The organism is Methylotenera sp. 1P/1 (assembly GCF_000384355.1).
Lineage (GTDB): Bacteria > Pseudomonadota > Gammaproteobacteria > Burkholderiales > Methylophilaceae > Methylophilus.
The window spans coordinates 1,173,550-1,198,539 of the sequence record NZ_ARWC01000001.1 but is presented as its reverse complement, the minus strand read 5'-3'; the positions used below and the strand labels follow the sequence as shown (position 1 = coordinate 1,198,539).

Genomic DNA, 24,990 nt, shown 5'->3' with positions numbered 1-24,990 from the left:
AAATATTAAATAATAAGGTGCTGATAAATAGGCTTGATGTCTATTTTAGACGTAAACTTGCATGCATGCTATGTAGAATGTATCTAAATTGCTGATCAAGAATATGGCGCACTGGTTTTGCTGCGCGAACTAAAGTCATTGGCCGTTTGTCATTATTGAGTGTTTGGCTATTGTAAAAATTAAGAAAGAGAATTGTTTTGAACATGAATCGTTGGATATGGGTTTGTTTGACGCTCCTGCCTTTGGTGGCTCAGGCTGAGGTAAAAGAGTTTACGTTGGCGAATGGTCTTAAAGTCGTGATACAGGAAGACCATCGCGCACCCGTGGTGGTCTCGCAAGTATGGTATAGAGCGGGTGCGCTGGATGAAGTGAATGGTAAAACCGGGGTGGCGCATGTGCTGGAACATATGATGTTTAAAGGTACAAAACAAGTGCCGGCCGGCCAGTTCTCGCGTTTGATTGCAGCCGCGGGCGGTAAAGAAAATGCATTTACTGGTATGGACTACACCTGCTACTTTCAACAGCTGGAAAAATCCAACTTGCCATTATCCATGCGGCTAGAGGCCGATAGAATGCAAAACCTGCAAATCACCGATGAAGAGTTTGCCAAAGAAATCAAAGTGGTGATGGAAGAGCGCAGATGGCGTACCGAGGACAAACCTCAATCTAAAGTCAACGAGCAGTTTCAGGCCATTGCCTTCCGTGCGCATCCTTATGCGCGGCCTGTAGTTGGGCACATGAATGATCTGGAAAATATGACCGCCGAAGATGCGCGTGAATGGTACCGCACATGGTATGCGCCGAACAACGCTACCTTAGTCGTGGTGGGGGACATCAAAACGGATGAAGTGCTCAAGCTTGCCAAGCAGTATTTTGGCCCTATCAAGTCGCACAAACTACCAGCACGCAAACCACAAGTGGAGCCTGCGCAATTGGGTGAACGTCGTGCCATCGTCAAAGCGCCTGGTAAGTTGCCGTATTTGGCCATGGGCTTTCATGCGCCTGCACTTGTATTTAAGCCAGAGCAATCTGAAACCAGTTGGGAGCCTTATGCGCTAGAGGTGCTGGCAGGGGTACTCAGTGGCAATGATTCTGCACGGCTAAATCAGAAACTGGTACGAGAAACTGCGCTAGCATCAGATGTTGGCGCTGGATACGATACGACTTCACGTGGTCAGCAATCATTATTTGAACTAGTGGGTACCCCATCAGAAGGTAAAACCGTGGCAGAGTTAGAGGCGGCGTTACTTGCGCAAATCGAATTGATTAAAACCGGTGGTGTGACACAAAACGAGCTGGACCGTGTAAAAGCTTCAGTTATTGCGGCAGATGTCTATCAACGAGACTCTATGTTTTATCAAGCCATGCAGCTAGGGCAACTGGAAACAATGGGTTACCCTTGGACTCTGATTAAAGAGTATCCGGAAAAATTAAAAGCAGTGACTTCAGAGCAGATTCAAGCGGTTGCTAAAAAGTATCTGACCAAAGACAACATGACCGTAGTGACTTTGGATCCGCAGCCAATAGACCCTAACGCGAAACCACAAGGTAAGCCGCATGTGCACTAAGTTATCGGCATTTGTGTAGCCAACTCCAATTAAGACTAACCAGCAAGAAAGATAACGTATGTTTAAGTTAAGTATCAGTATTTTGGTGTGCTTGTTTTCATTGACGGCGCATGCCGCGCTGAATATTCAGCATTGGCAAACCGCCAGCGGTACACGTGTGTACTTTGTAGAGAATCATGACTTGCCGATTGTAGATGTGAGTATTAATTTCCCTGCAGGTAGCGCACGCGATACTCAAGCCAATTCTGGTGTGGCGAGCGTCACGCGCTATATGATGACCTTAGGTGCAGGTGGTATGAATGAAGAGGCCATTACCAATGCATTTGCAGACATTGGCGCAGTATTTAATGGTGAGTTTGATTTGGACCGTGCCGGATTTAAGTTGCGTACACTGACCAGTGAACAAGACAAGGCCTTGGATACTTTTAATAAAGTGCTGCATGCGCCGGATTTTCCAGCAACAGTGTTGGAGCGTGAGAAAGTCAGAATCGTATCTGGCTTGCAAGAGTCTGCCACGCAGCCAGAAAGTATCTCCAACAAACTCTTTATGCAAGCATTGTATGGCGAGCACCCTTATAGTTTGGATGAGAGCGGCGAAATCGACACAATTAACGCGATTAAGGTGCAAGATTTACGTCGTTTTTATCAAACTTATTACACAGCTAAAAGCGCAGTGATTGCGTTGATCGGCGATATGACGCCCGCGCAAGCGCGTGCTATTGCAGACCAAATGAGCTCGGGATTGCCGCAAGGCGCAGCGATTGATCGCCTAGAGCCTGTGCCGGCCTTGGGTGCGCCAGTGGTGAAAAGTGTAGCGCACCCTGCCAGTCAGGCACATATTCTAGTGGGTCAGCCGGGAATCAAACGTGGCGATGCCGATTACTTTCCGTTGTATGTGGGCAACTATATTTTGGGTGGCGGTGGTTTTGTCTCACGCTTAACTGAAGAAGTGCGCGAGAAGCGTGGCCTGGTGTACAGCGTGTATAGCTACTTTATGCCAATGGCAGAGTCAGGCCCGTTTCAGATTGGCCTACAAACCAAGAAAGAGCAAGCCAACGATGCATTAAAACTGGTGAATGAAGTGGTACAAAAGTTTGTGCAAAACGGTGTTACAGACAAAGAGTTAAAAGCGGCTAAATCTAACTTGATTGGCGGATTCCCAATGCGTATTGATAGCAATAGCAAGATATTAGATTACCTGAGCGTGATAGGCTTTTACCAATTGCCGCTGACTTATCTGGATGAATTTAATACGCAAATTGCTAAAGTTACCGCACTGCAAATCAAAGATGCATTTCAACGTCGCGTTAAACCGGATCACTTTGTCACTGTGATCGTCGGCGCGCAATAATCAACACACATCGTATGGCTGAGCGTCAGTTGCGCTTGGCCATATCGCAAAGCATGACAACTGTGAGATGTTTCGCTAAGCTTACGCCTTTATGAAGCAAAGCGTTTTATTGAAGCAGCCGTCTATGAAATCTAAACAAGCCCAAAATCAAGTCCGCATCAATGCGGGTGTTTGGCGTAGCCGCTTACTCAAATTTCCGGATGCCGAAGGCTTGCGACCAACGCCAGAGCGTGTTCGCCAAGCTGTCTTCAATTGGCTGGGGCAAGAGATGACAGGCAAAACTTGCTTGGATTTATTTGCCGGAACTGGTGCATTTGGTTTTGAGGCGCTTTCCCGTAATGCGCGTGAGGTGGTCATGGTCGAGAGGTCGCGTACGGCTTACCAGAGCCTAGTGCAAAATAAAACATTGCTAATGGCCGAACATGCGCAGATTCTGCACCAAGATGCCATGCAGTATTTACTGCAAACACAACAACAATTTGATGTGATTTTTTGTGATCCACCTTACCAAAAAGGATGGGTCGAGCAGGTGCTGCCGCACTTACCTAAATGCTTAAAAACAAATGGTGTGGTCTATGTCGAAGCCGAGTTTGCTATCGCACCCACAGCGCATTGGGAGGTATTTAAACAAAGCAAAGCCGGAAATGTGTATTATCATTTGTTGAATTATTCTTCTGTTATATAGAGATGACAATTTAGGCATAGGCGTTGAGATGAGTAAAAATAGAATCGCTGTTTACCCAGGTACCTTTGACCCCATTACATTGGGGCATGAAGACATTGTACGCCGCGCAGCCGATTTATTCGATCAGGTGATTGTGGCTGTGGCCGGGAGTACTAGTAAATCCACTTTGTTTAGCTTAGAAGAGCGCGTAGCCTTGGCCAAATCGGTATTTGCTGCAGACAATATTCAGGTGGTGGGCTTTGGTGGCTTGTTGATGCAATTTGTACAAGAGCAAGGCGCACAAATGGTGATACGCGGCTTGCGTGCCGCTAGCGATTTTGAATACGAATTTCAATTGGCCGGTATGAACCGTAAGCTATATCCTAAATTAGAAACTTTGTTTTTAACCCCTGCAGAACAGTATATGTTCGTATCGTCCAGTTTAGTGCGCGAAGTGGCAAGGCTTGGTGGCGATGTGCATCAGTTTGTCTCGCCGGCGGTAGAGGCAGCGATTTTAAAGAAGTTAAGTCTAGATAAAAGATAACTAAGTTATGGCGTTAATGATTACCGATGAGTGCATCAATTGCGATGTTTGCGAGCCAGTGTGCCCCAATGAAGCGATTTCACAAGGCCCAGAAATTTACGTCATACATCCGCAATTGTGTACGGAGTGTGTGGGCCATTTTGAACAGCCACAATGCGTGGAAGTCTGTCCGATTGATTGCATTCCACTCAATCCGGATGTAGTGGAAACCAAAGTAGAATTATTAGAAAAATATCAACGTATTACAAACTGTTAGGAGTGAGTCATGAGAGTGTTGCATACCATGTTGCGTGTGGGCGATTTACCACGTTCCATCCAATTCTATACGGAAGTGCTGGGCATGAAATTGCTACGTACCAGCGATTATCCTGATGGGGAGTTTACACTGGCGTTTGTAGGCTATGGCAACGAGTATGACAATACAGTATTGGAGCTCACCTATAACTATGGCAAAACCAGCTATGAGATGGGTGGTGCTTACGGGCACATGGCGATAGAGGTGGACGATGCATACAAAGCCTGTGAATTGGTGAAAGCCAAAGGCGGTAAAGTCATCCGCGAGGCTGGCCCGATGAAGCACGGTACCATTGTGATTGCTTTTATCGAAGATCCGGATGGATACAAAATCGAATTCATCCAAAAAGGGTCGATTGAATATCCGCGTTAAACTTATTCGCCAGTTTCTTTAAGTGCTATGGATAATCGCGCGTTACTTAAACAGTCAGTCGAGCTTGCGCTGGCAGGCGATTGGGATGGTTCACATCACATTGCACAAGACTATTCAGATACCACTGCCAATTGGATTCATGCTGTTCTGCATAAAATTGAAGGCGATGTGTGGAACAGCAAGTATTGGTATGCGCGTACCTCTGGCAAGCAATACGAAGATTACGCTGATGCGTATGATGAGTTGCGGGTGATACTCAATGGCTTATAGATGTAATGTGTAGCCCTAACTTTACTAGAAAGTATTCATTAATTGAGCAAAGTAGTGAGGGAAGGTACCCCCCATTTATTGAAAAACTACAATCAAGCTGCTGGACAAAAAGATGCCCGCGGGCGCGGGCAAAAGGGGGTTTGGATAGAGCAAGTATTCGGTTGGCGGTTAAGTGGTCGCGTCTGACAATGTCACGTATTTCATTTCACCGTTAATCAACACAAAGCGTGCATCTTGCATGCCATGTTGTTTCAATACAGCGTCACGGTAAATCCATACCACACCAGCCATTTCGCCTTTAGGGGCTTTTAAGATTAATACTTCATCTGGAGCGCCGAAGTTTTTTGCAACTTCGTTTGGTTTGGTGTGTTCAACCACATCGTAAAATTTAATTGGAGAGTAAACTTTGCCATCTGTTTGGCCGGTTTTGTTGAAGCCAGCTGCATGACCATGCATTGCAGATAGACCCAAGCTAGCCACCATAAATACGCCAAATACTAATTTGGTAATGGTTTTGATGTTGTTCATTTTTTTCTCCTTTGTTAACGTTTGATGTACTTTAACAAGAAGATATTGCAGTTTGATGACCTAGCTGTAACAGAAGTGTAAGGGTGCAAAAAACTTTGTAACTGATTTGTAAATGCTTGAATTTCTGAGGGTTTTGCTAGAGTTTAGCAGGAAATGCTGCAGGATTATAGCTACGTGACAACATGGGTGTCACGTAGCCTATCTTGAGGTTAGCTAAAGAAATCTTTTGCTTTGTCTACCCAACTTTTGTTTTTTGGACTGTGTTTGCCAGCATCTGCCTGCGTACTTGCATCAAACTCTTTCAGCAGTTTTTTCTGATGTTCGGTGAGTTTGACGGGTGTTTCTACCACGACATGCACCATTAAATCACCATAATCACTTGCGCGCAGTGGTTTGATCCCTTTGCCACGTAACCTGAACACACCGCCAGTTTGTGTTTCTGCGGGAATTTTCATTTTGGCAGATCCGCCCAACGTTGGTACTTCAATCTCGCCACCAAGTGCTGCCGTAGTAAAGCTAATCGGCATTTCACAATGTAAGTTGCCACCATCTCGTTGGAACATTTCATGTGGCTTAATATGAATCACTACATATAAGTCACCCGTTGGCCCGCCATTCACGCCTGCTTCGCCTTCACCACTTAAGCGAATGCGGTCGCCTTCGTCTACTCCAGCAGGGATTTTGACGGAGAGTGTTTTGTTTTGCTTGATGCGGCCTGCGCCATGACATGTGCCGCATTGGTCTTCATCTTTAATGATTTTGCCTGTGCCATGACATTTGGGGCAGGTTTGTTGTACAGAGAAAAAGCCTTGTTGCATGCGCACCTGGCCATGACCGTTACAGGTGGTACATGTGACAGGCGACTTGCCTTTTTTGGCGCCTGTGCCATCACACGTTTCACATGCCGCTTGTACAGGAATGCGGATTTTTGTTTCCGTACCGCGTGCCGCGTCTTCTAATGAAATTTCCATGTTGTAGCGCAAATCTGCGCCACGGTAGACATTAGAACGTTGACCGCCGCCGCGTCCACCGCCAAAAATATCACCAAAAATATCACCAAAGGCATCGCTAAACCCACCAAAGCCAGCGCCGGCGCCTGCGCCCATACTTGGGTCTACACCTGCATGGCCGTATTGGTCATACGCCGCACGCTTTTGATCATCGGATAGCATTTCGTAAGCCTCTTTGGCTTCTTTAAATTGCTCTTCTGCTTTTGGATTGTCTGGGTTGCGGTCAGGGTGATATTTCATCGCAAGCTTGCGATACGATTTTTTAATCTCTTCGTCGGATGCGTCCTTGTTGACGCCTAGTACTTCGTAATAATCTTTTTTTGCTGCAGCCATAATGTGTTCACCATGGAGTTACTTTAGAAATTAATAAAGCACTCTTTCAATAATTAAATTCAGTCCTTTTAACCACAAAAACACAGGGGCAGAAACCATATGTTTTCTGCGACCTGTGCTTTTTCAGGGCAATGAGACTTAGTCTTTTTTCACTTCTTCAAACTCAGCATCTACCACGTCACCATCGACTGTTTTTTCACCTTGTGGTTGAGCGCTTTCAGTATTCGCTTGCGCCTGTTGCTCAGCGTATACTTTTTCACCCAATTTCTGTGAAGCTTCCATCAATGCATTGGTTTTGGCTTCAATGGTTTCTTTGTCGCCATCTTTCAACACATCTTCTACCTCTTTAATTGCTGCTTCAATTTTGGCTTTTTCGTCAGCATCTAATTTATCACCATGTTCAGTGAGTGATTTCTTCACACTGTGTACCATGCCGTCCGCTGCATTGCGCGCATCTACCAATTCGCGCAATTTACGGTCTTCGTCCGCATATTTCGCTGCATCTTCTTCCATTTGCTGAATTTCTGCTTCAGACAAACCAGAGTTCGCTTTAATGGTAATTTTGTTTTCCTTACCAGTCGCTTTGTCTTTGGCAGACACATGCAAAATACCATTTGCATCAATATCAAACGTCACTTCAATTTGCGGCATACCGCGTGGTGCTGGTGGAATATCACTTAAGTTGAATTGACCTAGCGATTTATTGCCAGAAGCCATTTCGCGCTCACCTTGCAACACTTGAATCGTCACTGCATTTTGGTTGTCTTCTGCCGTAGAGAATACTTGTGATGCCTTAGTAGGAATCGTCGTGTTTTTCTTGATGAGTTTCGTCATCACACCGCCCAACGTCTCGATACCCAAGCTCAATGGTGTTACGTCTAACAACAGCACGTCTTTCACATCACCTTGTAACACGCCACCTTGAATCGCTGCACCTACGGCCACAGCTTCATCTGGGTTCACGTCTTTACGTGGCTCTTTACCAAAAATCTCTTTCACTTTTTCTTGCACTTTTGGCATACGGCTTTGACCGCCGACCAAAATCACGTCAGTGATGTCATCAATCGATACGCCCGCATCTTTAATAGCAGTTTTGCAAGGTGCAATCGTGCGTTCAATCAAGTCTTCAACTAAAGACTCTAGTTTTGCACGGGTGATTTTTACCACCAAGTGTTTAGGGCCAGTCGCATCCGCTGTGATGTAAGGTAAGTTCACTTCAGTCTGCTGTGCACCAGATAACTCGATTTTCGCTTTTTCAGCCGCCTCTTTTAAGCGTTGTTTCGCCAATAAATCGTTACGTAAATCTAAGCCATTTTCTTTCTTAAATTCATCTGCTAAGAAGTCAATGATGCGATTATCAAAGTCTTCACCACCGAGGAACGTATCGCCGTTGGTGCTCAACACTTCAAATTGGTGTTCGCCATCGATAGTAGAGATTTCAATAATAGACACGTCGAAAGTGCCGCCGCCTAAGTCATACACAGCAATTTTGCGGTCACCTTCTTGTTTGTCTAAACCAAACGCTAGCGCAGCCGCTGTTGGCTCGTTGATGATACGTTTGACTTCTAAACCAGCAATACGACCCGCATCTTTCGTGGCTTGGCGTTGGCTATCGTTAAAGTAAGCCGGTACCGTAATCACGGCCTCTGTGACTTCTTCACCTAAATAGTCTTCCGCAGTTTTTTTCATTTTGCGTAATACTTCTGCAGAGATTTGCGGCGGTGCCATTTTGACGCCGCGCACTTCAACCCATGCATCGCCGTTATCGGCTTTTGCAATGGTGTAAGGCATCAGGCCAATGTCCTTTTGCACTTCTTTTTCTTCAAAACGGCGACCAATCAAACGTTTCACTGCAAACAGTGTGTTTTTTGGGTTGGTCACTGCCTGACGTTTAGCCGGAGCACCCGCTAAGATTTCGCCATCTTCTTGATACGCGATAATCGATGGAGTGGTGCGTGCGCCTTCGGCGTTTTCAATCACGCGTGGTTTGCCGCCTTCCATGACAGCAACACAAGAGTTTGTTGTACCTAAGTCGATACCAATAATTTTTGCCATTTCATATTCCTTTTCAATTCAATTTCTATCATGCGCTGTGTCTGATTTTGTGACACAAGGCTTATTTGCTTAACTGCTAGGTGAGGGTGTTTTTTTTGTTTTCAAGCCCTTAATTAAAAAAGGGTTTTATTTTGCTTTTGCTACCATCACCAATGCCGGGCGCAACACGCGTTCATTGAGCGTATAGCCTTTTTGCAATACGCTCACTACGGTGTTGGGTTCTAATTCAGAATCCACCGCGCTAATGGCTTGGTGTTTGTTTGGGTCAAACTTCTCGTTGACTGGGTTGATCTCCGCAATATTGAATTTTTCAAACACGCTGAGTAACTGTTTGGCAGTGAGATCCACGCCATTTTTATAGCTGGCAACATCTGTACTATCAATGGCTAATGCGGCGTCTAAACTATCTTTAACTGCAAGTAACTCGCCGCTAAATTTTTCTAATGCAAATTTACGCGCTTTCTCAATATCGTCACCCGCACGGCGGCGAATGTTTTCGCCTTCTGCTTTGATGTATAACACCTGGGCTTTGGCTTCTTCTAAAGCTTTTTCAAGTTCAGCAATTTGAGCTTCTGGATTTGGCGCTTGTTCTGTGGTGGATTGCGCCTGTGTATCGGCCATGTTCTCTGGCGTTGTTTGATCTTCTTGCATGTGGTTCCCCGAATATTAATAACACTTTTTTAAAGTGGGGTTATTCGGAGGTGTTTCAAGCCTTGATGGAAAACTTTTTAAACAGAACTACCGACTTGATGATGCAATGATTTGGCGATATGTGTTGTATACGTCATCTGCACTGGGCGAGGCATCGATATTGCCTAGGTTGATTGCTGGTGCAAACGCGCCCGCCATGACGCCTGTGAGTGCTGGGTTGGTATCGGTATAAATGGCAACGGTAGGAATGTTTAATGCAGCGGCTAGATGGGATAAGCCGGTATCCACACCAATTGCGGCGCGCGCCTGCGCGATGATGGTCGCCAATTGGCCGATGCTGAGCTTAGGCAACACCATGGCGTGTGTCAGATGCGATTGAATTTGTTCTGCGCGTTGCTTTTCAGCTAGGCTAGCCCAAGGCAATACTAAAGCAGTCGCCTCGTTTTCTAGTTGCTTTCCCAGTGCAACCCATCTGTCGATAGCCCACAATTTGCTGTCGCGGCTGGTGCCATGTAAGCCAATCACAAACGGTTGTTTGGGTAGCGATAAACTCATTGGAAATTGTGCAGCATTCGCTTGAATGCCATAGTCTGGGGCGTTGGTAGGCACTGGATAAGCGAGTGCCTGAGCGACCAAAGTGCGATTGCGCGCAACGGCATGTTGTTGATAGCTAATGCTATAGGACTGTTGATAGGCCATACTGGCAATAGGTTCGCGAATAGAGTATTTGTCATAGCCGTGACTGGGGCCGCTTGCCAATTTTGTGATGAGCGCGCTTTTGATGAGGCCCTGTGTATCAATCACCGCATCATAATGTAGCGCACCAATAGCTTGCTTAAATGTTTGAATTTCCTGCCAAGTGGCGCCTTTGAATAATTGTTTGCGCCAGCGTCGAACGGCGACAGTCCACACTTGATTGATGCGAGGATGCAGACGCGGAATATCCGCAAAACCTTCTTCCACCACCCAGTCAATCTGAGCTTTGGGATTGTGTTGCAAGATGTCATTGACTACTGGTAAGTTGTGAATGACGTCGCCTAGTGAGGATGTTTTAACCAGCAGAATGCGTTTCATCCGCGTATTTTCGCATACAATTCCAAAAATGAAGTTTGCGTTTATTATTTTTAAATACTTCCCTTTTGGTGGCATGCAGCGCGATATGCTGCGCACAGCCAACGAGCTATTAGAGCGTGGGCATCAAGTCGAGGTGTTCACTCTCAGTTGGCAAGGCGATGTGCCAGCCAATATAAAGGTGCATGTGCTTCCACAATCCGGTTGGTTCAATTTCCAGCGCTATCAAAAGTTTATTGATGCGACGTTTGCTATCATTCAATCTGCAAAATTTGATTTTGTGTTTGGCTATAACCGCATGGCCAATTTGGATGCACATTTTGCTGCGGATCCCTGTTTTATTGAGCGTGCCCATCAGCAGCGCAATTGGCTGTACCGCCTCACGCCACGCTATCGCTGGTTTGCTAAATGCGAGCAAGAAGTGTTTGCTCAAGACGTCAGTACGGAAATATTGGCGGTTTCATTGACTGAGAAGCCAAACTTTCAACAATGGTATGGCACGCAAAGTGAGCGCTTTCATTACATTCCACCATTCTTATCGCCAGAACGTTTTGTGTTGCAAGACAAAGCCGAGATGCGCCAGCATTTACGCGACGCCTTTGGTTTTGCAGACAATGATTTTGTGTATTTACTGACGGGATCCGGTTTTGCCATGAAAGGCTTGGACCGCGCCATCTTAGCCATGGCCGCACTGCCGTCAGAGCTGCTGCAACATACCAAGCTAGTTGCAGTGGGGCAAGATAACCCTAAACAGTTTCAATCCATGGTCAATAAACTAGGCCTGCAAGCCCATGTGGTGATTTCAAAAGGTCGTTCGGATATCCCTTGGTTGATGCAAGGGGCAGATGTCTGTGTGCACCCAGCCTATAGAGAAAACACAGGGTTGGTGATATTGGAGGGCATGGCCAGTGGTGCACCCATGTTGGTGACGGAAAGTTGTGGCTATGCGCATCATGTCGCCGATGTTGATGCGGGAATAGTCAGTCCGCTGCCATTTGATCAGACACTATTTAACCAGCAGTGGTTAGCCATGTGTACCGCGACCGCCGAACAGCGAACGGCGTGGGGCAGCAATGGTCTAAACCATACACAGCAGATTATGCGGGCCAATGATGGTAGCGCAGAGGCTAAGATATTGATCCGGTTAGCAGAGCAGACACACGCATGAAAGAGTTACTCCACGTTCCCGTATCCATCCGTAGTTGGTTGAATCGTAAGAATACGTTTGCCGCAATGATGCAGTTGCAGGGTAAAGCGTTTCGCGATGTCAAAGGGCGCAGAACCATTCAAATCAAGTTGGGCGAGCACTCCTATTTTGTTAAGCAGCACTTTGGCGTTGGCTGGGCTGAGATCATTAAAAATCTGGTGACCTTCAAAAAGCCTATTCTGGGGGCGATGACAGAAGTGAATGCGATTCAACAGCTGACGCAGCTAGGTATTCCGACCACACCATTGGTTGCGTATGGTCAGCGCGGACGTAATCCTGCAAGCTTGCAATCGTTTGTGATGACGGAAGATTTGGGTGATATTGTCTCGTTGGAAGAGGTGTGTGCCGATTGGGTGAACAATTCTCCGGACGCAGCGTTTAAACAGAAGCTCATAATTGCCGTGGCTGAACTGGCGGCAAAGTTACATCAAGTGGGTATGTGCCACCGTGATTTTTATCTGTGTCATTTTGTATTGAAACAGGCAGAGCTAAAGCAAGGTATGGTTAAGCTGTATCTCATTGATTTGCATCGCATGTTGCAGCAGCAATCTACCAAAGGCACAGCGGTCATGAAAGACATCGCCGGTTTATATTTTTCAGCGATGGCGTGTGGTTTGGAAGCTAATGATATTGCACTATTTAAACAGCACTATTTGCCACAAAATGAAGCGTTCTGGCAGCAAGTCTGTGCACGTGCACAAAAGCTCTATGCCAAATTTAACAGTGAAAAATTTCAGAAACGGTTAGCACTAGAAAAACAGGCCATTAAATAAATCTGACCTAGTGTTTAACGCCGCTACCGAAAAGTATTCTCCCTAAATAACCAATCCAACTGGTTGTAATCAGCCCAAAGCTGGCTATAAACAGCCACGCTGTTTGCGGCCTCTATGCAAATCAATGAGTTATTGCGTGTAATGCAAAGCATAAAAATTGCTAGTAATCACTGTAAATACTTTTTTGATTCGTCAGATAGCGTTAGATTATGCAAAATATGGCTGCAGTTTTTTATGTAAATCACAATCGCTGGCTGCAGCATTGGTTGTGTAAAAAACTGGGGTCAGCCTTTGAAGCAGCTGATTTAACGCAAGATGTATTTACCAAGCTACTGCATAAGCAGCAATTGAATGCCATTGATTTAACTACGATTATTGAGCCACGTGCTTATTTAACAACGATAGCAACGCATTTACTGATTGATAGCCGCCGTAAACAAAAGCTGGAGCAAGCGTATTTGGCCATGTTGTTTGATGCACAGCCGGATTTTGCTGCATCTCCTCAGCAAATCCAAGAGGCGATTGATATCTTAAACCAGATCATCGTGATGCTGGAAGGGTTGCCAACTAAAGCCGCACGTGCTTTTATTTTGTATCGATTAGATGGGCTAACGCATGCTGAAATTGCCGACATTCTTAGGGTATCTGCCAGTATGGTTAAACAATATATAGCACGTGCAATGATGCACTGCTACCAAATTGCTTATGCAAATTAATCAATGACCTCTCTGCACCAATCCTCCTCCACTGATACGGCCATTGTAGAGCAGGCTATTCAGTGGCATATGCAGTTGCATGATGCGGCTGCGGATGAATTTGCTGCCGTACAATCGGCGTTTGAGACTTGGTTGGCAAGTAATACGGCGCATGCAACAGCTTATCAGCGCGTGCAATCGATGTGGCAGCAATTTAATGTAGAGACCATAGCCGGGGCGAAACCGCTCATTGAATCTAATTTAGCAGCGACAGAATTTTTGAAGAAGAAAAAATCTGCCAGGAAAGCAGCAAAGTCTATTGCAGCTATGCTAGTGGTTGGGCTGAGTGCTGCGCTGGTGTACCACACGCAGCAAATAAAACCTACATGGGTTGCACAATATCAAACGCCTATAGGCCAGCAAAAAACGATTGATTTACCCGATCATAGTAAGTTGGTCATCAATACCGATACCGTGGTTAACATTCGCTATAGTGCGCATCAGCGCGAAATTGTGCTGGAGCATGGCGAGTTATTTATACAAGTGGCAAAAGATACTGGCCGTCCGCTAGTTGTGAGTACGGCCGATGGCACTGCACAAGCGTTGGGTACGCAATTCTCAGTGTATCGCAAAAACGAGCAGCGTACTAAAACGCAAGTGGCCGTATTAGAGTCACAAGTTAAAGCGTGCAATCTGCAACGTTGGTATCAGCTGAATTCTGCACATTGCGTCGTTATTTCCGCTGGTGAATCTATAGAGATCACACCGCAAAACGTCTCACCCAAACAATCGGTAGATGTGAGTCAAATGAATGCTTGGGTTTCTGGCAAACTTTTATTCGATAATGCGCCGCTGATAAGCGTTATTCAGCAGCTACAACGCTATTCACCTATACCAATCACCTTAATACCACAGGTAGCGCAATTAAGAGTGTCCGGCGTGTTTCCTGCGGATAATGTCAACCGTAGCTTGGAGTTGCTTGCCAATCGTTTACCTATACAAGTAACCCAAGAAGCACAAGGCATTGTAGTGCATCCGCGTAAATTAACACGCAAACAATGACACATACTTGGTGCTTATATGTGTCTGCGACAAAACTAACCGTGTGCAAATGTACGTTCTCTCAAGTAATGTCATCGTTTTATTTCATCAATAGATGAATCATGTCTTTGGGCCTGATATTTAAATACGTTCAAAGTTAAAAATTTTTTATTTAGGCACTGTCTGTTTCTGTTTTTGCTTCGTCAAGGTAATCAATACCACCATTATTTGGCGAAAGAAAAACGCATGTATAAATCACTCTCTACGCTCACTGCCTTAACAGCATTGTTTTCTATGCAGGCTGCCACAGCAGAAACAGGTTTGCCCGAGGCTGAACTTAAAAAATCCTATCAATCGCTACAACAAGCTAAACCATACCAAATACCGGCAGGTACGCTCAGCCAAAGGCTGAATCAATATGCGCAGCAAAGTGGCGTCGATTTAGTATTTGACCCTGATTTAGCACTCAATAAATCGACAACTGGTTTAAAAGGAAGCTATACCACCCAACAAGGTTTTGAGACTTTGCTACAAGGCAGTGGGCTAGAAGCGCAGCCAGATGGTAAGGGCGGCTACGCCATTAAACGCAAAGGTGCAATTAATCAGGAGAAAAAAGCAGAGACGATACAGCTAGATGAAATCCAAGTCCGTGCCAAACGCTTCTACGAGATAGGCCCTTTACCTGGCTTGGGCTTAACTAAAGAGCAAATCCCCGGTAACGTGCAAAGCATCTCTGCCAAAGAGATCAAAGACTCACACTCATTAAGCATTACCGATTTAATGAACAAAAAGCTGCAGTCGGTTACTGTCAATGACTATCAAGGCAATCCATTTCAAATGGACGTGCAATACCGTGGTTTTACCGCAGGCCCACAGATTGGTACCCCTCAAGGTCTATCTGTTTTCTTTGACGGCATTAGAGTCAACGAACCCTTTGGTGATGTCGTCAACTGGGACATGATTCCCATGAATGCACTAGCAGGCGTTGATGTATTCCCCGGTTCTAACCCGATTTTTGGGTTAAACACTTTAGGCGGTGCATTCACATTAAAAACCAAAGATGGTTTTAACAATGCAGGTTTCGATGCGGAAGTACTCTATGGTTCTTTTAACCGCAAACAACTGCAGGTGGAAGGTGGTTGGAACAACGGCACCATCGGCTTGTTTGCTGCGGGTAACTTCTTTCTGGAAGATGGCTGGCGTGAGAACTCCCCGAGTAAGGTCAACCAACTGTTTACTAAAGCCAGTTATAGAGGGGATAAGCTAGACCTTAACCTGAGTACATTGCTTGTGGGGACGGATTTAACTGGTAATGGATTATTGCCTAGTGAAATTTATGCGCAAGATCGTAATGGTGTATTCAGCAGTCCAGATACAACTAAGAATAGGCTTAGTCAGTTTCAGCTATCGAGTAGTTATTTTGTGAATGATAATTTCACAGTGACCGGGCAAGTGTATCGGAGGAATAGTAAGCGACATCAGGTAGGAGCAGATGTTATGCGGAATTATGACGAAGAATTAACCGCAAAAAGCTTGCCCCCAGCTGGAGCAGATGGCGTCTTTACTTGTTTGTTCAGAAGTAGCAAGGCCAATCAATATGGCCTTGGTAGTCAAGCCAATCGATATGGGTTGCCAGATTACTTAGTGATTCCAGTAGAAGGTTATGACCCCGTCACTAATAGTATTATTAACTCTACGTTTTTTGATGAATTGCTTGTTCAAGGCACATTCGACCTAAACAACTACATTGGCAACATCAATCAAGAACTGCCCAATGATTTTGTGGCAGGCTATCGCAAAACTTTTGAAGTATTCAGAAACTTCACAGAGTCGGAAGTTTACAATCGTAATAACCAGTTTGTAGAGTTAAGCGGCCCTGTAAGCCCCGTATTTTTTGATGAGGCAACGTTTAATTCAGGTTTAGATGCGCTTACTGGAAGAGCCGAAAGTATTAACGGGGTGGTTTTTGATCAAAGTTATTTTTTTACACAAGACCCAGCCACCAATATCATCACTAAAAATTATGTCATGTTATTGGGAGCCATTAATGAGGCAGACTGTACTACGGTGCCTATTTTAGATGTTCCTGATCCTAATTTTCCTTTCTTGACACAGAATGTAGATGGTGTCGGGTTAAATCAGCCTGGTTATGTACAAGGTACGCCTACTGCAGTATTTACAGATAACCAAATTGATCAAGTCGTGGATGGAGCATCAGTGCAGTTTAACTGGAGTTTTGAAAAGCATAAATTCATGGTAGGTGCATCAATCGATGCGGCTGAAGCCACATATGAAAACGAGCAACGCTTAGGCTTTTTAGATGCCAACAGAAAAGCTTATTTAGACCCTGCACAAGCTCACCCTCAGTTTGCAGGAGCATTTGTAGGCCTAAGAAATAATGATTTTGAAGGTACTAATACCACTAAAAGTATATATTTTAGCGAGACTTGGACGCCTACAAGAGAATGGAATTTAAGCGCAAGTGCCCGTTATAACCAAACTAAAACCAAAAATAAAATTGCGGCACGTAGTGGCTTATTAAATTATGGTATCGGTGAACTGATCGCAAATCCAGATAAACATAATATTTGTACAGATATAGACAATGACGGTGATGTGGATGCTGCTGACTGTGCAGGTGTGCCAACAGGCTATCGCCCTTTACGGCTTAACGATACATTAGGTCCAGCCGAAACCGAAAAATTTAGCTATTACTCTTTTAATCCTTCGCTAGGAGCAACATGGCAGGCTAGAGAAAATCTAAATGTTTTTGCCAACTGGTCGAAAGGTACGCGTACACCAAGCGTGATTGAATTGGGGTGTGCATTGGATAAAACGCCAACTGGACCTTTTTTAGATGATGGCTTTGGAAACTTGTATCAAGAACCAAAAAGCCTTGCTGAAAATCGCCAATGTACTTTACCCAGTGCACTCTCTGGTGATCCATATTTACCTCAAATTAAAGCCACTACTTACGATATAGGCATGCGGGGCAGTTTGCCTGGTTTGCTGGGTACTGACGGGCTTCAATGGAATTTAGGCGCTTATCAAACCGATTTAAAAGATGATATTTATTTTGTAGCGGTAGGAAACGGACAAGGCTTTTTTGACAGTATTGGTGATACCCGTCGCCGTGGGTTAGAGGCTGGCTTATCTGGCAGAAAAGACAAATGGGGCTTTGGCATTAATTACAGCTTAACAGATGCCACTTTTCAAAATAACTTTTTATTGTATAGCGAAGATAATAGTAGTGCATCATTTATAGCACCGCTTGGACCAGGCGTTATACAGGTGAAAAAAGGTAATCGTATGCCCGGAGTGCCATTACATAACCTGAATGCCAATATTAGCTATGAAATCACCCCCCAATGGCAAGTGGGTTTCAGTGCAGTGTTGCATAGTGAAAGTTTTGTGCGGGGCAATGAAAATAACGCGCATAGAAAAGGTGTAGTCAGAACAATAGCAGTATTTGATCCTAATATTGGTCCTACTACACGCGACATACCCCCAACCAATAACCCCGGTAAAGTGCCTGGCTACGCCACCTTTAATTTCCAGACCAGCTATAGATTTAACAGCGAGTGGACTGCGAGTATGCAGGTAATTAATTTGTTTGATAAAGAATATTTTAGTGCGGGGCGTTTAGGCAGCAACCCATTCTCACCTAGTATTTTAGGGGCGATTGGGCCAAGTGGCTATAACCATAACTCAGGCGATTGGCAGAGTACTAATTTTATTGCACCAAGCGCACCAAGAGGGGTTTGGTTTAGCTTGAATTGGCAGTTTGACCCGAATAAACAATAGTGATTTTGAGCGATGCCAATGAAAAGAATATTCTCAATGAGCAAAGCTCTTTTTATGGCTAGACATTGGTTAAATGGCTTGTTTAACCATGAGCGGTGGTTACTAATTTTGCCAGGGTTGTTTTGCTTATTGTTGGTGATTGAACTGGTCGTGGTGTTGAGATACTTTCAATTGATTTAGCACATGATGTTTTAGAGTATTGATTAGATAAAATACTAGCGTAGCTTTGGCTAAAAAGCTGAGCAGTGCTGGTTGATTACAACCAATTTTTTGGTTGTTTTCAGAGAGGTGGACAATGGCCTCCTAATTAGATCAGTGAGTTAGTTGATATTGTTTGGTGGCATAAATATTGCAGATTTAGCCAGTTATGGAAAAGACGTTAACTTGGTGTGGGATTAATCTGGAATGGGCCTATTCCGATTTGTTGGGCTATATCCGCTATAAAGTGGCTTGCCCGCATTTGGCTAAAGATATTCTGCATGATGCGCTGATTCGATATACGGTTTCAAACGGTATACGCTTTCATAAAGAGCCGCACGCTTATATTCGTACCATTGCCAGTAATCTGATTGTGAATGAATACCATGCCGGGCAACGCTTTGTCTCGTTAGATGGAGAGCTTGGACTTAACCGTGAGTGGATAGACACACCAACGCTTTCGACAGAGAGGTTAGTCGATATCAAGCAGCGTTTAGAATATATTCAACAAATTTTAGATCAATTGCCTCCCCGTTGCCGTCAGGTATTTTGGTTGTACCGGGTAGAGGGTTATACACACAGCCAAATCGCAGAAAAATTAGAAGTCAGTAAAAACATGGTGGAACGGCATGCAATGCGCGCACTGTTGGATTTGAGCAATGCCCGTGAATTGATTGAGATGGAATAGCACCATGTCCAAACTGCCAGACACAATCAAACAAGCGGCTATTCGCTGGTATATGCAGATGCGTGATGCTGCGCCCGATGCGCCAGAGCGCACGGCGTTTGAGACTTGGTTGTTAGCAGATGTGCGACACCAAAGTGCTTATCGCTTAGTCACTTCCACTATGGAAGATTTTACTTCTACAGATCGTTTGAAAAATCTTTCTGATGCGCTGACGCAACAACAATACTTTGAAAAGACTCAGCGTAGCAGGAAGCTGACCAAACTGGGCTCAGGCATGGCCGTTTTATTGCTTTGTTTGGGTCTGGGCTGGTTTGGTCAAATCCAATATGCAGCTTGGCAAGCCATGCCTATTGCGCAGCACACACACAACACGGCTGTTGCGCAAATTAGCCAGCGTAAGTTAGAGGATGGTTCCGTAGTCACCGCCAATGCTAATAGTGAGTTGGATATCATTTTTTATCGTCATCAGCGGGTGGTGCATATTAAGCGCGGAGAGGCTATTTTTGATGTGGCCAAAGATAGCGAGCGACCATTCATTGTGCAAACGGCGCAAGCCAAAGTGACGGTGTTAGGTACGCGCTTTGCCGTCAATCAGCTTGCCAACCGCGTACGCGTGAGTGTAGACCATGGGCGGGTGCAAGTAGCACGTGCTGATGATGCGCAAGCGCCGCTGTTGCTACGTGACGGTGAAGTGGCTGAAATTGTTGCAAATGATGTACCAAAACGTGTGAATCGCCATGCAGGGGACGGGTTTGGTTTTGCCCAAGGATTGATTGTGTTTGATCAGGCCGACATGCAGGAAGTGGCTGAAACACTTTCACGCTATCGCCAACAGCCAATACAAGCAAAATTCTTTGGTCAGACTTCACCCAACGTGAATGCGGTACTTAAAACTAAAGAAATCAACGACTTTATTCGCGGATTACCACAATCCTTACCTGTCACATTGCAACAGACATCTGAGCAACTTGTTATTCAGCCGCGTCCATAATTTTTTTGCAAGCATATCAGGTGTTTTCTCACCTCAATGGTCATCCCAGTATAACCATGTGTTTTCTGGATTGAATCATGCAAAAAAACAAAGCTGTACGTATGGTGTTTGCGGTTGTTGCCGGGGCAACACTCCAAACTTTTGTGCCAACATTATGGTCGGCAGAACTTAACACACAACTGCCTGCCGAGCAGGAAGAGCAGTTTTTAGTCCCCATCACCGTAGATATGCCAGCCCAACCATTGGGGGCGGCATTGCGTCAGTTTGCCCTACAAACCAACTTATCCCTCACTGTAGATAGCGCCCTTATCTTGGAGAAAAAAGCCAGTGCCTTGAAAGGGCGCATGTCACGTCAAGAAGCCTTGAATAGGTTGCTGGAAAGTAGCGGGCTGCAAGGCAAGATCGACGGTACAAAAGTGCTGATTCAAAAACAAGATATTAAGGCGGAAGACAAAAAAATCCAGCTTGACCAAATCAACGTACGCGCCAAACGATTTTATGAAGTAGGGCCACTACCGGGCTTGGGTCTCACCAAGGAACAAATTCCAGGCAACGTGCAAACGCTTACTGCCAAAGACATTAAAGAAGCACATTCAGTCAGTATTACAGATTTAATGAATCAAAAACTGCAATCGGTTACTGTCAATGACTATCAAAGCAACCCGTTTCAGATGGATCTGCAATACCGTGGCTTTACCGCCTCACCGCAACTAGGCACTGCGCAAGGCATCTCGGTCTTTCTTGACGGCATTCGTGTGAATGAGCCATTTGGGGATGTGGTGAATTGGGACATGATTCCCATGAACGCACTCAGCAGTCTTGATATCTTTCCCGGCTCCAACCCTGTATATGGTCTAGGTACCTTGGGCGGTGCGCTGAGCATGCGCACCAAAAGCGGTTTTGATGGCCAGTCATTAGATGCTGAAGTGCTTGCTGGTTCTTTTGGCCGTAAGCAACTGCAACTATCTGCGGGAAACAATAACGGAGTAATTGCTGGTTTTGTCTCAGGCAATTTTTTTATGGAAGATGGTTGGCGTGATGACTCCCCTAGTAAAGTCAATCAGGTGTTCGGTAAAGCAGAATGGCAGAGCGAACGTACTCGTTTAGGCTTGTCTATGCTCTATGCCGGTAACAAGCTCACCGGCAACGGTTTGCTTCCGCAACAAATGGTCGACCAAAACCCCCAGCAGGTATATACCTCGCCCGATGAAAGTAAAAATGATCTGCTGCAATTCCAGCTGTCTGGCGTTTGGGATGTTACTGACACTTTTAACATTACCGGCCAGATTTACAATCGTAAGAGCAAGCGCAAAAGCCACACCTCAGATGTAAATGAAAATTTCGGGGGAGATGACGACATCCCGGCAACTGCGAGTACTAGAGATCGCAGTCGGCAATTATTGCCAGGGTTACCGGATATCAATCGTGACGGTTTGCCCGACTATAACGATTACCTGATGAATGTGGCTGCCGATTCAAATTACAACCCGTTGGCAAGGTATGTTGACCCGGTGAGTGGCGCTGTAACTATAGCGGCTTGTACGGATCCTAATGATCCTTGTACAAATAATTTAATTTATGGCACCAATTTCGGTACTCAGGCCCAATATCTTGATGAAAATAATCAATGGCAAAATGTGACAGATCAAGTTCAGGTGGCTGCTTCAGATGGCTCAAGTAATCCGGTATGGAACTGGACCTACGATCCGCGCATAGGGAATGATTTTACTGGCCCAGGGGGCAATATGGGTGCTTCAACCATCCCTGGTGCGTTTAACGCTACTGTATCTTCCCCAGAGTATGCCAGATTGGTGCGGTTTGCCTGGGAGAACAGGGCTGCAATGAAAGCGACTAATAATCTTTATGGGTTATCCGCAGGGATTACACATATGGCAAATACCTCACACCCAGGTTCCGGAAACATTAGTTATATTTATGATGTGGTTCCTACAGGCACAGCAGGAGGGGTGTTTGGGGGATATACCGATTCGTCTGGTTTTTTTCATAGCTATTGGGAGTTAGCCGAACCGATTAATAGAGGTCTCTATTCTGAGTTGTGTGCAATGACTGGGACAGGCAACATAGGATCAACGCCTTGTGTTAAAGATGCCAACGGTAATTACATTTATCGCGATGGTAGGGCTGCAGCAATTGATAATGGTTCAGGATTTCCATATCAAGCCACAGGCTACATAGAGGGTACGCCAACTGCTATTTTTAACGATACGAAAATTGATCAGCTGGGTAAAGGTGCCGCTTTACAGCTTAACTGGAACCTGGATCACCACAAGTTAATGGTGGGCGGATCGTTTGATACATCAGACAGCACTTATGACAGCAAACAATATCTTGGGTTTTTGGATAAAAATAGACATGGATATGTAGACCCTAGCCAATTAGGATGGGAGTACTCAGCCAACAGCCCAGAACGAGGTTTTGCGCTAAATGACTTCAAAGGAGATAACACTACCAAAAGCGTGTACTTTAGTGAAACTTGGACGCCTACTAAAACACTGAACATCAATGCTTCAGCACGATTTAACCACACTGTAGTAAATAACAAGCTAGATGTGAGCAAGCTTGGCTCATTTGGCGATGTGAATAGAATTGTAAACTTACTGAACTATCCAGCTTTATGTACCGACAATAACAACGACGGTACCATAGAGGCCAGCGAATGTCCGACGGGATTGGATGGATATATTGTGCCATTTGACCCAAGTTACGGTTATATGGGAGATGGCTTTTTAGGAAGTGATGGTAAAAATATTCTTGCCATGGCAACAGGTGAGAAAGAACGGTTCAAATACCGTTCATTCAACCCATCACTAGGAATGACTTGGCAAGCACAAGAGAATTTGAATTTATATGGTAACTGGAGCCGTGGCGCCAGAACGCCTACCACGATTGAACTGGGCTGTGCTTTCGATGATAGTCCAGTCTTTGATGGCTACGATAGCAATGGTAACCCTAAGTATGCTAAGAGAACTTGGCGTGAGCGACGTAGCTGCAACCTGCCTGGGGCCATGTCAGGTGACCCTTATTTGAAGCAAGTGCGCTCCAAAAGCCTTGAGTTTGGGGCTAGAGGGCAATTGACAGAAGATATCGAATGGAACGCCAGTGTGTATCGCACCGATTTAACCGATGATATTTATTTTGTTTCGGTGAATGCGACGCAAAGCTATTTTCAGAATATTGGCGATACCCGTCGCCAAGGTCTGGAGATGGGTTTAAAAGGTACAGCTGGTAAAGCTAGTTTTGGTATTAACTATGGGTTGACCGATGCCACTTTCCAATCGAAGTTTATCTTGGCTAGCCCTAACAATAGCAGTGCCGGCAGTATCTATGACATCAATTACGATAAAGAGGGTACTTTTGAGCAAATTAAGGTAAAACCGGGTAATCGCATGCCAGGTATTCCACTACATAACCTAAATGCTAACTTCAGTTACGAGGTGACCGATAAATGGAATATTGGACTCAATATGGTGATGCATTCCGAGGCATTTGTGCGTGGCAATGAGAATAACAAACATAAAGCCGGACCTGCATCACCAATTACGGGACCTATATGCGGTGGCTATCAATGCACAATCGAACGCACTGGTTTTGGTCCAGGCAAAACAGCAGGCTATACCGTGTTTAACTTTCAAACTAGTTACAAAATTACACCAGAATGGATATTTGGGATGCAAGTGAATAACTTGTTTGATAAAGAATATGCCAGTGCAGGTAGATTGGGTTTAAACGCATTTTCACCTTCGATTCGTGGAGCGATTGGTGAAAGCGGTTTTAACTACAATAGCGCTGACTGGCAAGGTACCAGCTTTTTAGGGATTGGCGCACCGAGATCGGCATTTTTTACTTTGAGCTACCAATTTGTGCCGGATAAAATTTAGGAGTGCTATGTAATTAAGGCGTTACTGCTTAATTGCGTGTCGTCTTTGCTTCCAGCGGTTATAGCTCCACAAATATTGCTCAGGCTTTTGTGCAATCTGCTTTTCAATCGCTTGGTTCAACAGTGTTGAAGTAGCAATAGACTCCACAAGTGTTAAATGAATTGTGTAGCCCTCGCCATCGGCGAGGCGCTCACCAAATGCCATGATGACTGTAGCCCCTGTTTTGACTGCCAGTTTACTCGCCAGCGTCATGGTATAAGCCGGTTTGCCAAAAAACGGCGCCCACTCGCCTTCGCCTTCGGCAGGAATCTGGTCAGGCAAAATGCCAATCGCCTCTCCACGTTTTAACGCTTGCATCAACTTACGTACGCCTTGCGTGTTGGCTTCCGCCAGCGTCACACCCGGGCGGGCGCGCCCCACATTCATCAGGTTTTGTAACCATTTGAGTTTGGCTGGGCGGTATAAAATAGTAATAGGGAGTTTTGCGCCGTAGTAGATAGAGGTGATTTCAAAACAACCCATGTGCGGGGTTAAGAAAATCAGCCCTTTTTTTGCTTCCAGTGCGGCGGTGATGTGTTGCCAGCCATGCACTTGTTTGACTAAGCCGAGCAATGCGTCGTCACTTTTTTGCCAAATCGCCAATGTTTCAATCAGCGATTTCCCACTTTCTTCTGCATTGGCTTTCAGCACAGCTGTGATATCAGTAGAGACTAATTGGCTTTGTAATAGATTGCGGCGCTGCACTGCTGCACTGCCAGACGAAATGAAAAATAAAATACGTCCTAGGCGAGCGCCAAATTGATGCAACTTTGGAAGCGAGAGTTTCGCTAATAGACTTGAGAATATATGCAGCATGATGATGGTGGGCATTCTAACTTGAAAAACGGATCTGCAAAAATAGTTCGTCAACACTGCTTGATGCGTGCAATTTGATTGCCATGACATAAAGCCTGCTAAAATCATATGTCAGCTTTTTTACAAG

General features: G+C 45.2%; 21 protein-coding genes. 15 read left to right on the top strand and 6 right to left on the bottom strand.

Translation table 11 applies throughout. The features are described 5' to 3' along the window. Positions 1-203 precede the first annotated feature (203 nt). From A3Q3_RS0105635 to A3Q3_RS0105605, 7 genes are all read left to right on the top strand, one after another. On the top strand, positions 204-1,568 hold the full coding sequence (locus A3Q3_RS0105635) for a pitrilysin family protein (RefSeq protein WP_020182602.1): 1,365 nt from the start codon (positions 204-206) through the stop codon (positions 1,566-1,568). A 58-nt stretch (positions 1,569-1,626) separates the two neighbouring features. Then, positions 1,627-2,919 (top strand): pitrilysin family protein, encoded by a 1,293-nt coding sequence (locus A3Q3_RS0105630; RefSeq protein ID WP_020182601.1) that lies wholly within the window; start codon positions 1,627-1,629, stop codon positions 2,917-2,919. A gap of 124 nt (positions 2,920-3,043) precedes the next feature. Next, complete coding sequence (rsmD, locus tag A3Q3_RS0105625) at positions 3,044-3,604, top strand: 16S rRNA (guanine(966)-N(2))-methyltransferase RsmD (protein ID WP_020182600.1); 561 nt, start codon at positions 3,044-3,046, stop codon at positions 3,602-3,604. A gap of 28 nt (positions 3,605-3,632) precedes the next feature. After that, positions 3,633-4,127 carry a pantetheine-phosphate adenylyltransferase gene (gene coaD / locus A3Q3_RS0105620; protein WP_020182599.1) on the top strand — a complete coding sequence of 165 codons (495 nt, stop codon included), beginning with the start codon at positions 3,633-3,635 and terminating at the stop codon, positions 4,125-4,127. Between the two features lie 7 nt (positions 4,128-4,134). Further along, positions 4,135-4,383, top strand: coding sequence for a YfhL family 4Fe-4S dicluster ferredoxin (locus tag A3Q3_RS0105615; protein WP_025224712.1), 249 nt, complete (start codon positions 4,135-4,137; stop codon positions 4,381-4,383). Between the two features lie 9 nt (positions 4,384-4,392). Continuing rightward, positions 4,393-4,794: a lactoylglutathione lyase gene (gene gloA, locus A3Q3_RS0105610; protein WP_020182597.1), complete on the top strand. Its 402-nt coding sequence runs from the start codon at positions 4,393-4,395 to the stop codon at positions 4,792-4,794. Positions 4,795-4,821: 27 nt separating this feature from the next. Then, positions 4,822-5,064 carry a hypothetical protein gene (locus tag A3Q3_RS0105605; RefSeq protein WP_020182596.1) on the top strand — a complete coding sequence of 81 codons (243 nt, stop codon included), beginning with the start codon at positions 4,822-4,824 and terminating at the stop codon, positions 5,062-5,064. Positions 5,065-5,232: 168 nt separating this feature from the next. On the opposite strand, the gene A3Q3_RS0105600 is transcribed toward A3Q3_RS0105605, so the two are convergent. The 5 genes from A3Q3_RS0105600 to waaC all read right to left on the bottom strand — a co-directional run bounded on the left by A3Q3_RS0105600 (position 5,233) and on the right by waaC (position 10,715). After that, positions 5,233-5,592 (bottom strand): hypothetical protein, encoded by a 360-nt coding sequence (locus A3Q3_RS0105600; RefSeq protein ID WP_020182595.1) that lies wholly within the window; start codon positions 5,590-5,592, stop codon positions 5,233-5,235. Between the two features lie 209 nt (positions 5,593-5,801). Continuing rightward, on the bottom strand, positions 5,802-6,935 hold the full coding sequence (gene dnaJ, locus A3Q3_RS0105595) for a molecular chaperone DnaJ (protein WP_020182594.1): 1,134 nt from the start codon (positions 6,933-6,935) through the stop codon (positions 5,802-5,804). Between the two features lie 138 nt (positions 6,936-7,073). Beyond that, positions 7,074-8,990 (bottom strand): molecular chaperone DnaK, encoded by a 1,917-nt coding sequence (gene dnaK, locus A3Q3_RS0105590; protein ID WP_020182593.1) that lies wholly within the window; start codon positions 8,988-8,990, stop codon positions 7,074-7,076. Positions 8,991-9,116: 126 nt separating this feature from the next. Continuing rightward, positions 9,117-9,641, bottom strand: coding sequence for a nucleotide exchange factor GrpE (gene grpE / locus A3Q3_RS0105585; protein WP_020182592.1), 525 nt, complete (start codon positions 9,639-9,641; stop codon positions 9,117-9,119). An 87-nt stretch (positions 9,642-9,728) separates the two neighbouring features. Then, on the bottom strand, positions 9,729-10,715 hold the full coding sequence (gene waaC / locus A3Q3_RS0105580) for a lipopolysaccharide heptosyltransferase I (protein ID WP_020182591.1): 987 nt from the start codon (positions 10,713-10,715) through the stop codon (positions 9,729-9,731). On the opposite strand from waaC, the gene A3Q3_RS0105575 reads away from it, so the two are divergent. From A3Q3_RS0105575 to A3Q3_RS0105535, 8 genes are all read left to right on the top strand, one after another. After that, positions 10,705-11,880, top strand: coding sequence for a glycosyltransferase family 4 protein (locus A3Q3_RS0105575; RefSeq protein ID WP_232418374.1), 1,176 nt, complete (start codon positions 10,705-10,707; stop codon positions 11,878-11,880). The two genes, waaC and A3Q3_RS0105575, sit on opposite strands and share 11 nt — an antisense overlap. After that, positions 11,877-12,692, top strand: a complete 816-nt coding sequence (gene rfaP, locus A3Q3_RS0105570) for a lipopolysaccharide core heptose(I) kinase RfaP (RefSeq protein WP_020182589.1) — start codon at positions 11,877-11,879, stop codon at positions 12,690-12,692. Before A3Q3_RS0105575 ends, rfaP begins: the two co-directional genes overlap by 4 nt. 218 nt (positions 12,693-12,910) lie before the next feature. Then, positions 12,911-13,408: a sigma-70 family RNA polymerase sigma factor gene (locus tag A3Q3_RS0105565; protein ID WP_026361777.1), complete on the top strand. Its 498-nt coding sequence runs from the start codon at positions 12,911-12,913 to the stop codon at positions 13,406-13,408. A gap of 3 nt (positions 13,409-13,411) precedes the next feature. Beyond that, complete coding sequence (locus A3Q3_RS0105560; RefSeq protein ID WP_020182587.1) at positions 13,412-14,449, top strand: FecR domain-containing protein; 1,038 nt, start codon at positions 13,412-13,414, stop codon at positions 14,447-14,449. 225 nt (positions 14,450-14,674) lie between these two features. Next, positions 14,675-18,232 (top strand): TonB-dependent receptor domain-containing protein, encoded by a 3,558-nt coding sequence (locus A3Q3_RS0105555; protein ID WP_020182586.1) that lies wholly within the window; start codon positions 14,675-14,677, stop codon positions 18,230-18,232. 367 nt (positions 18,233-18,599) lie between these two features. Further along, positions 18,600-19,118 carry an RNA polymerase sigma factor gene (locus tag A3Q3_RS0105545; protein WP_020182584.1) on the top strand — a complete coding sequence of 173 codons (519 nt, stop codon included), beginning with the start codon at positions 18,600-18,602 and terminating at the stop codon, positions 19,116-19,118. A gap of 4 nt (positions 19,119-19,122) precedes the next feature. Continuing rightward, positions 19,123-20,109, top strand: coding sequence for a FecR domain-containing protein (locus tag A3Q3_RS0105540; RefSeq protein ID WP_020182583.1), 987 nt, complete (start codon positions 19,123-19,125; stop codon positions 20,107-20,109). 77 nt (positions 20,110-20,186) lie between these two features. Next, positions 20,187-24,008, top strand: coding sequence for a TonB-dependent receptor domain-containing protein (locus A3Q3_RS0105535; RefSeq protein WP_020182582.1), 3,822 nt, complete (start codon positions 20,187-20,189; stop codon positions 24,006-24,008). A gap of 21 nt (positions 24,009-24,029) precedes the next feature. Here A3Q3_RS0105535 and A3Q3_RS0105530 read toward each other — a convergent pair whose 3' ends face one another. Beyond that, on the bottom strand, positions 24,030-24,878 hold the full coding sequence (locus tag A3Q3_RS0105530) for a lysophospholipid acyltransferase family protein (protein WP_232418373.1): 849 nt from the start codon (positions 24,876-24,878) through the stop codon (positions 24,030-24,032). Between the last annotated feature and the right edge of the window lie 112 nt (positions 24,879-24,990).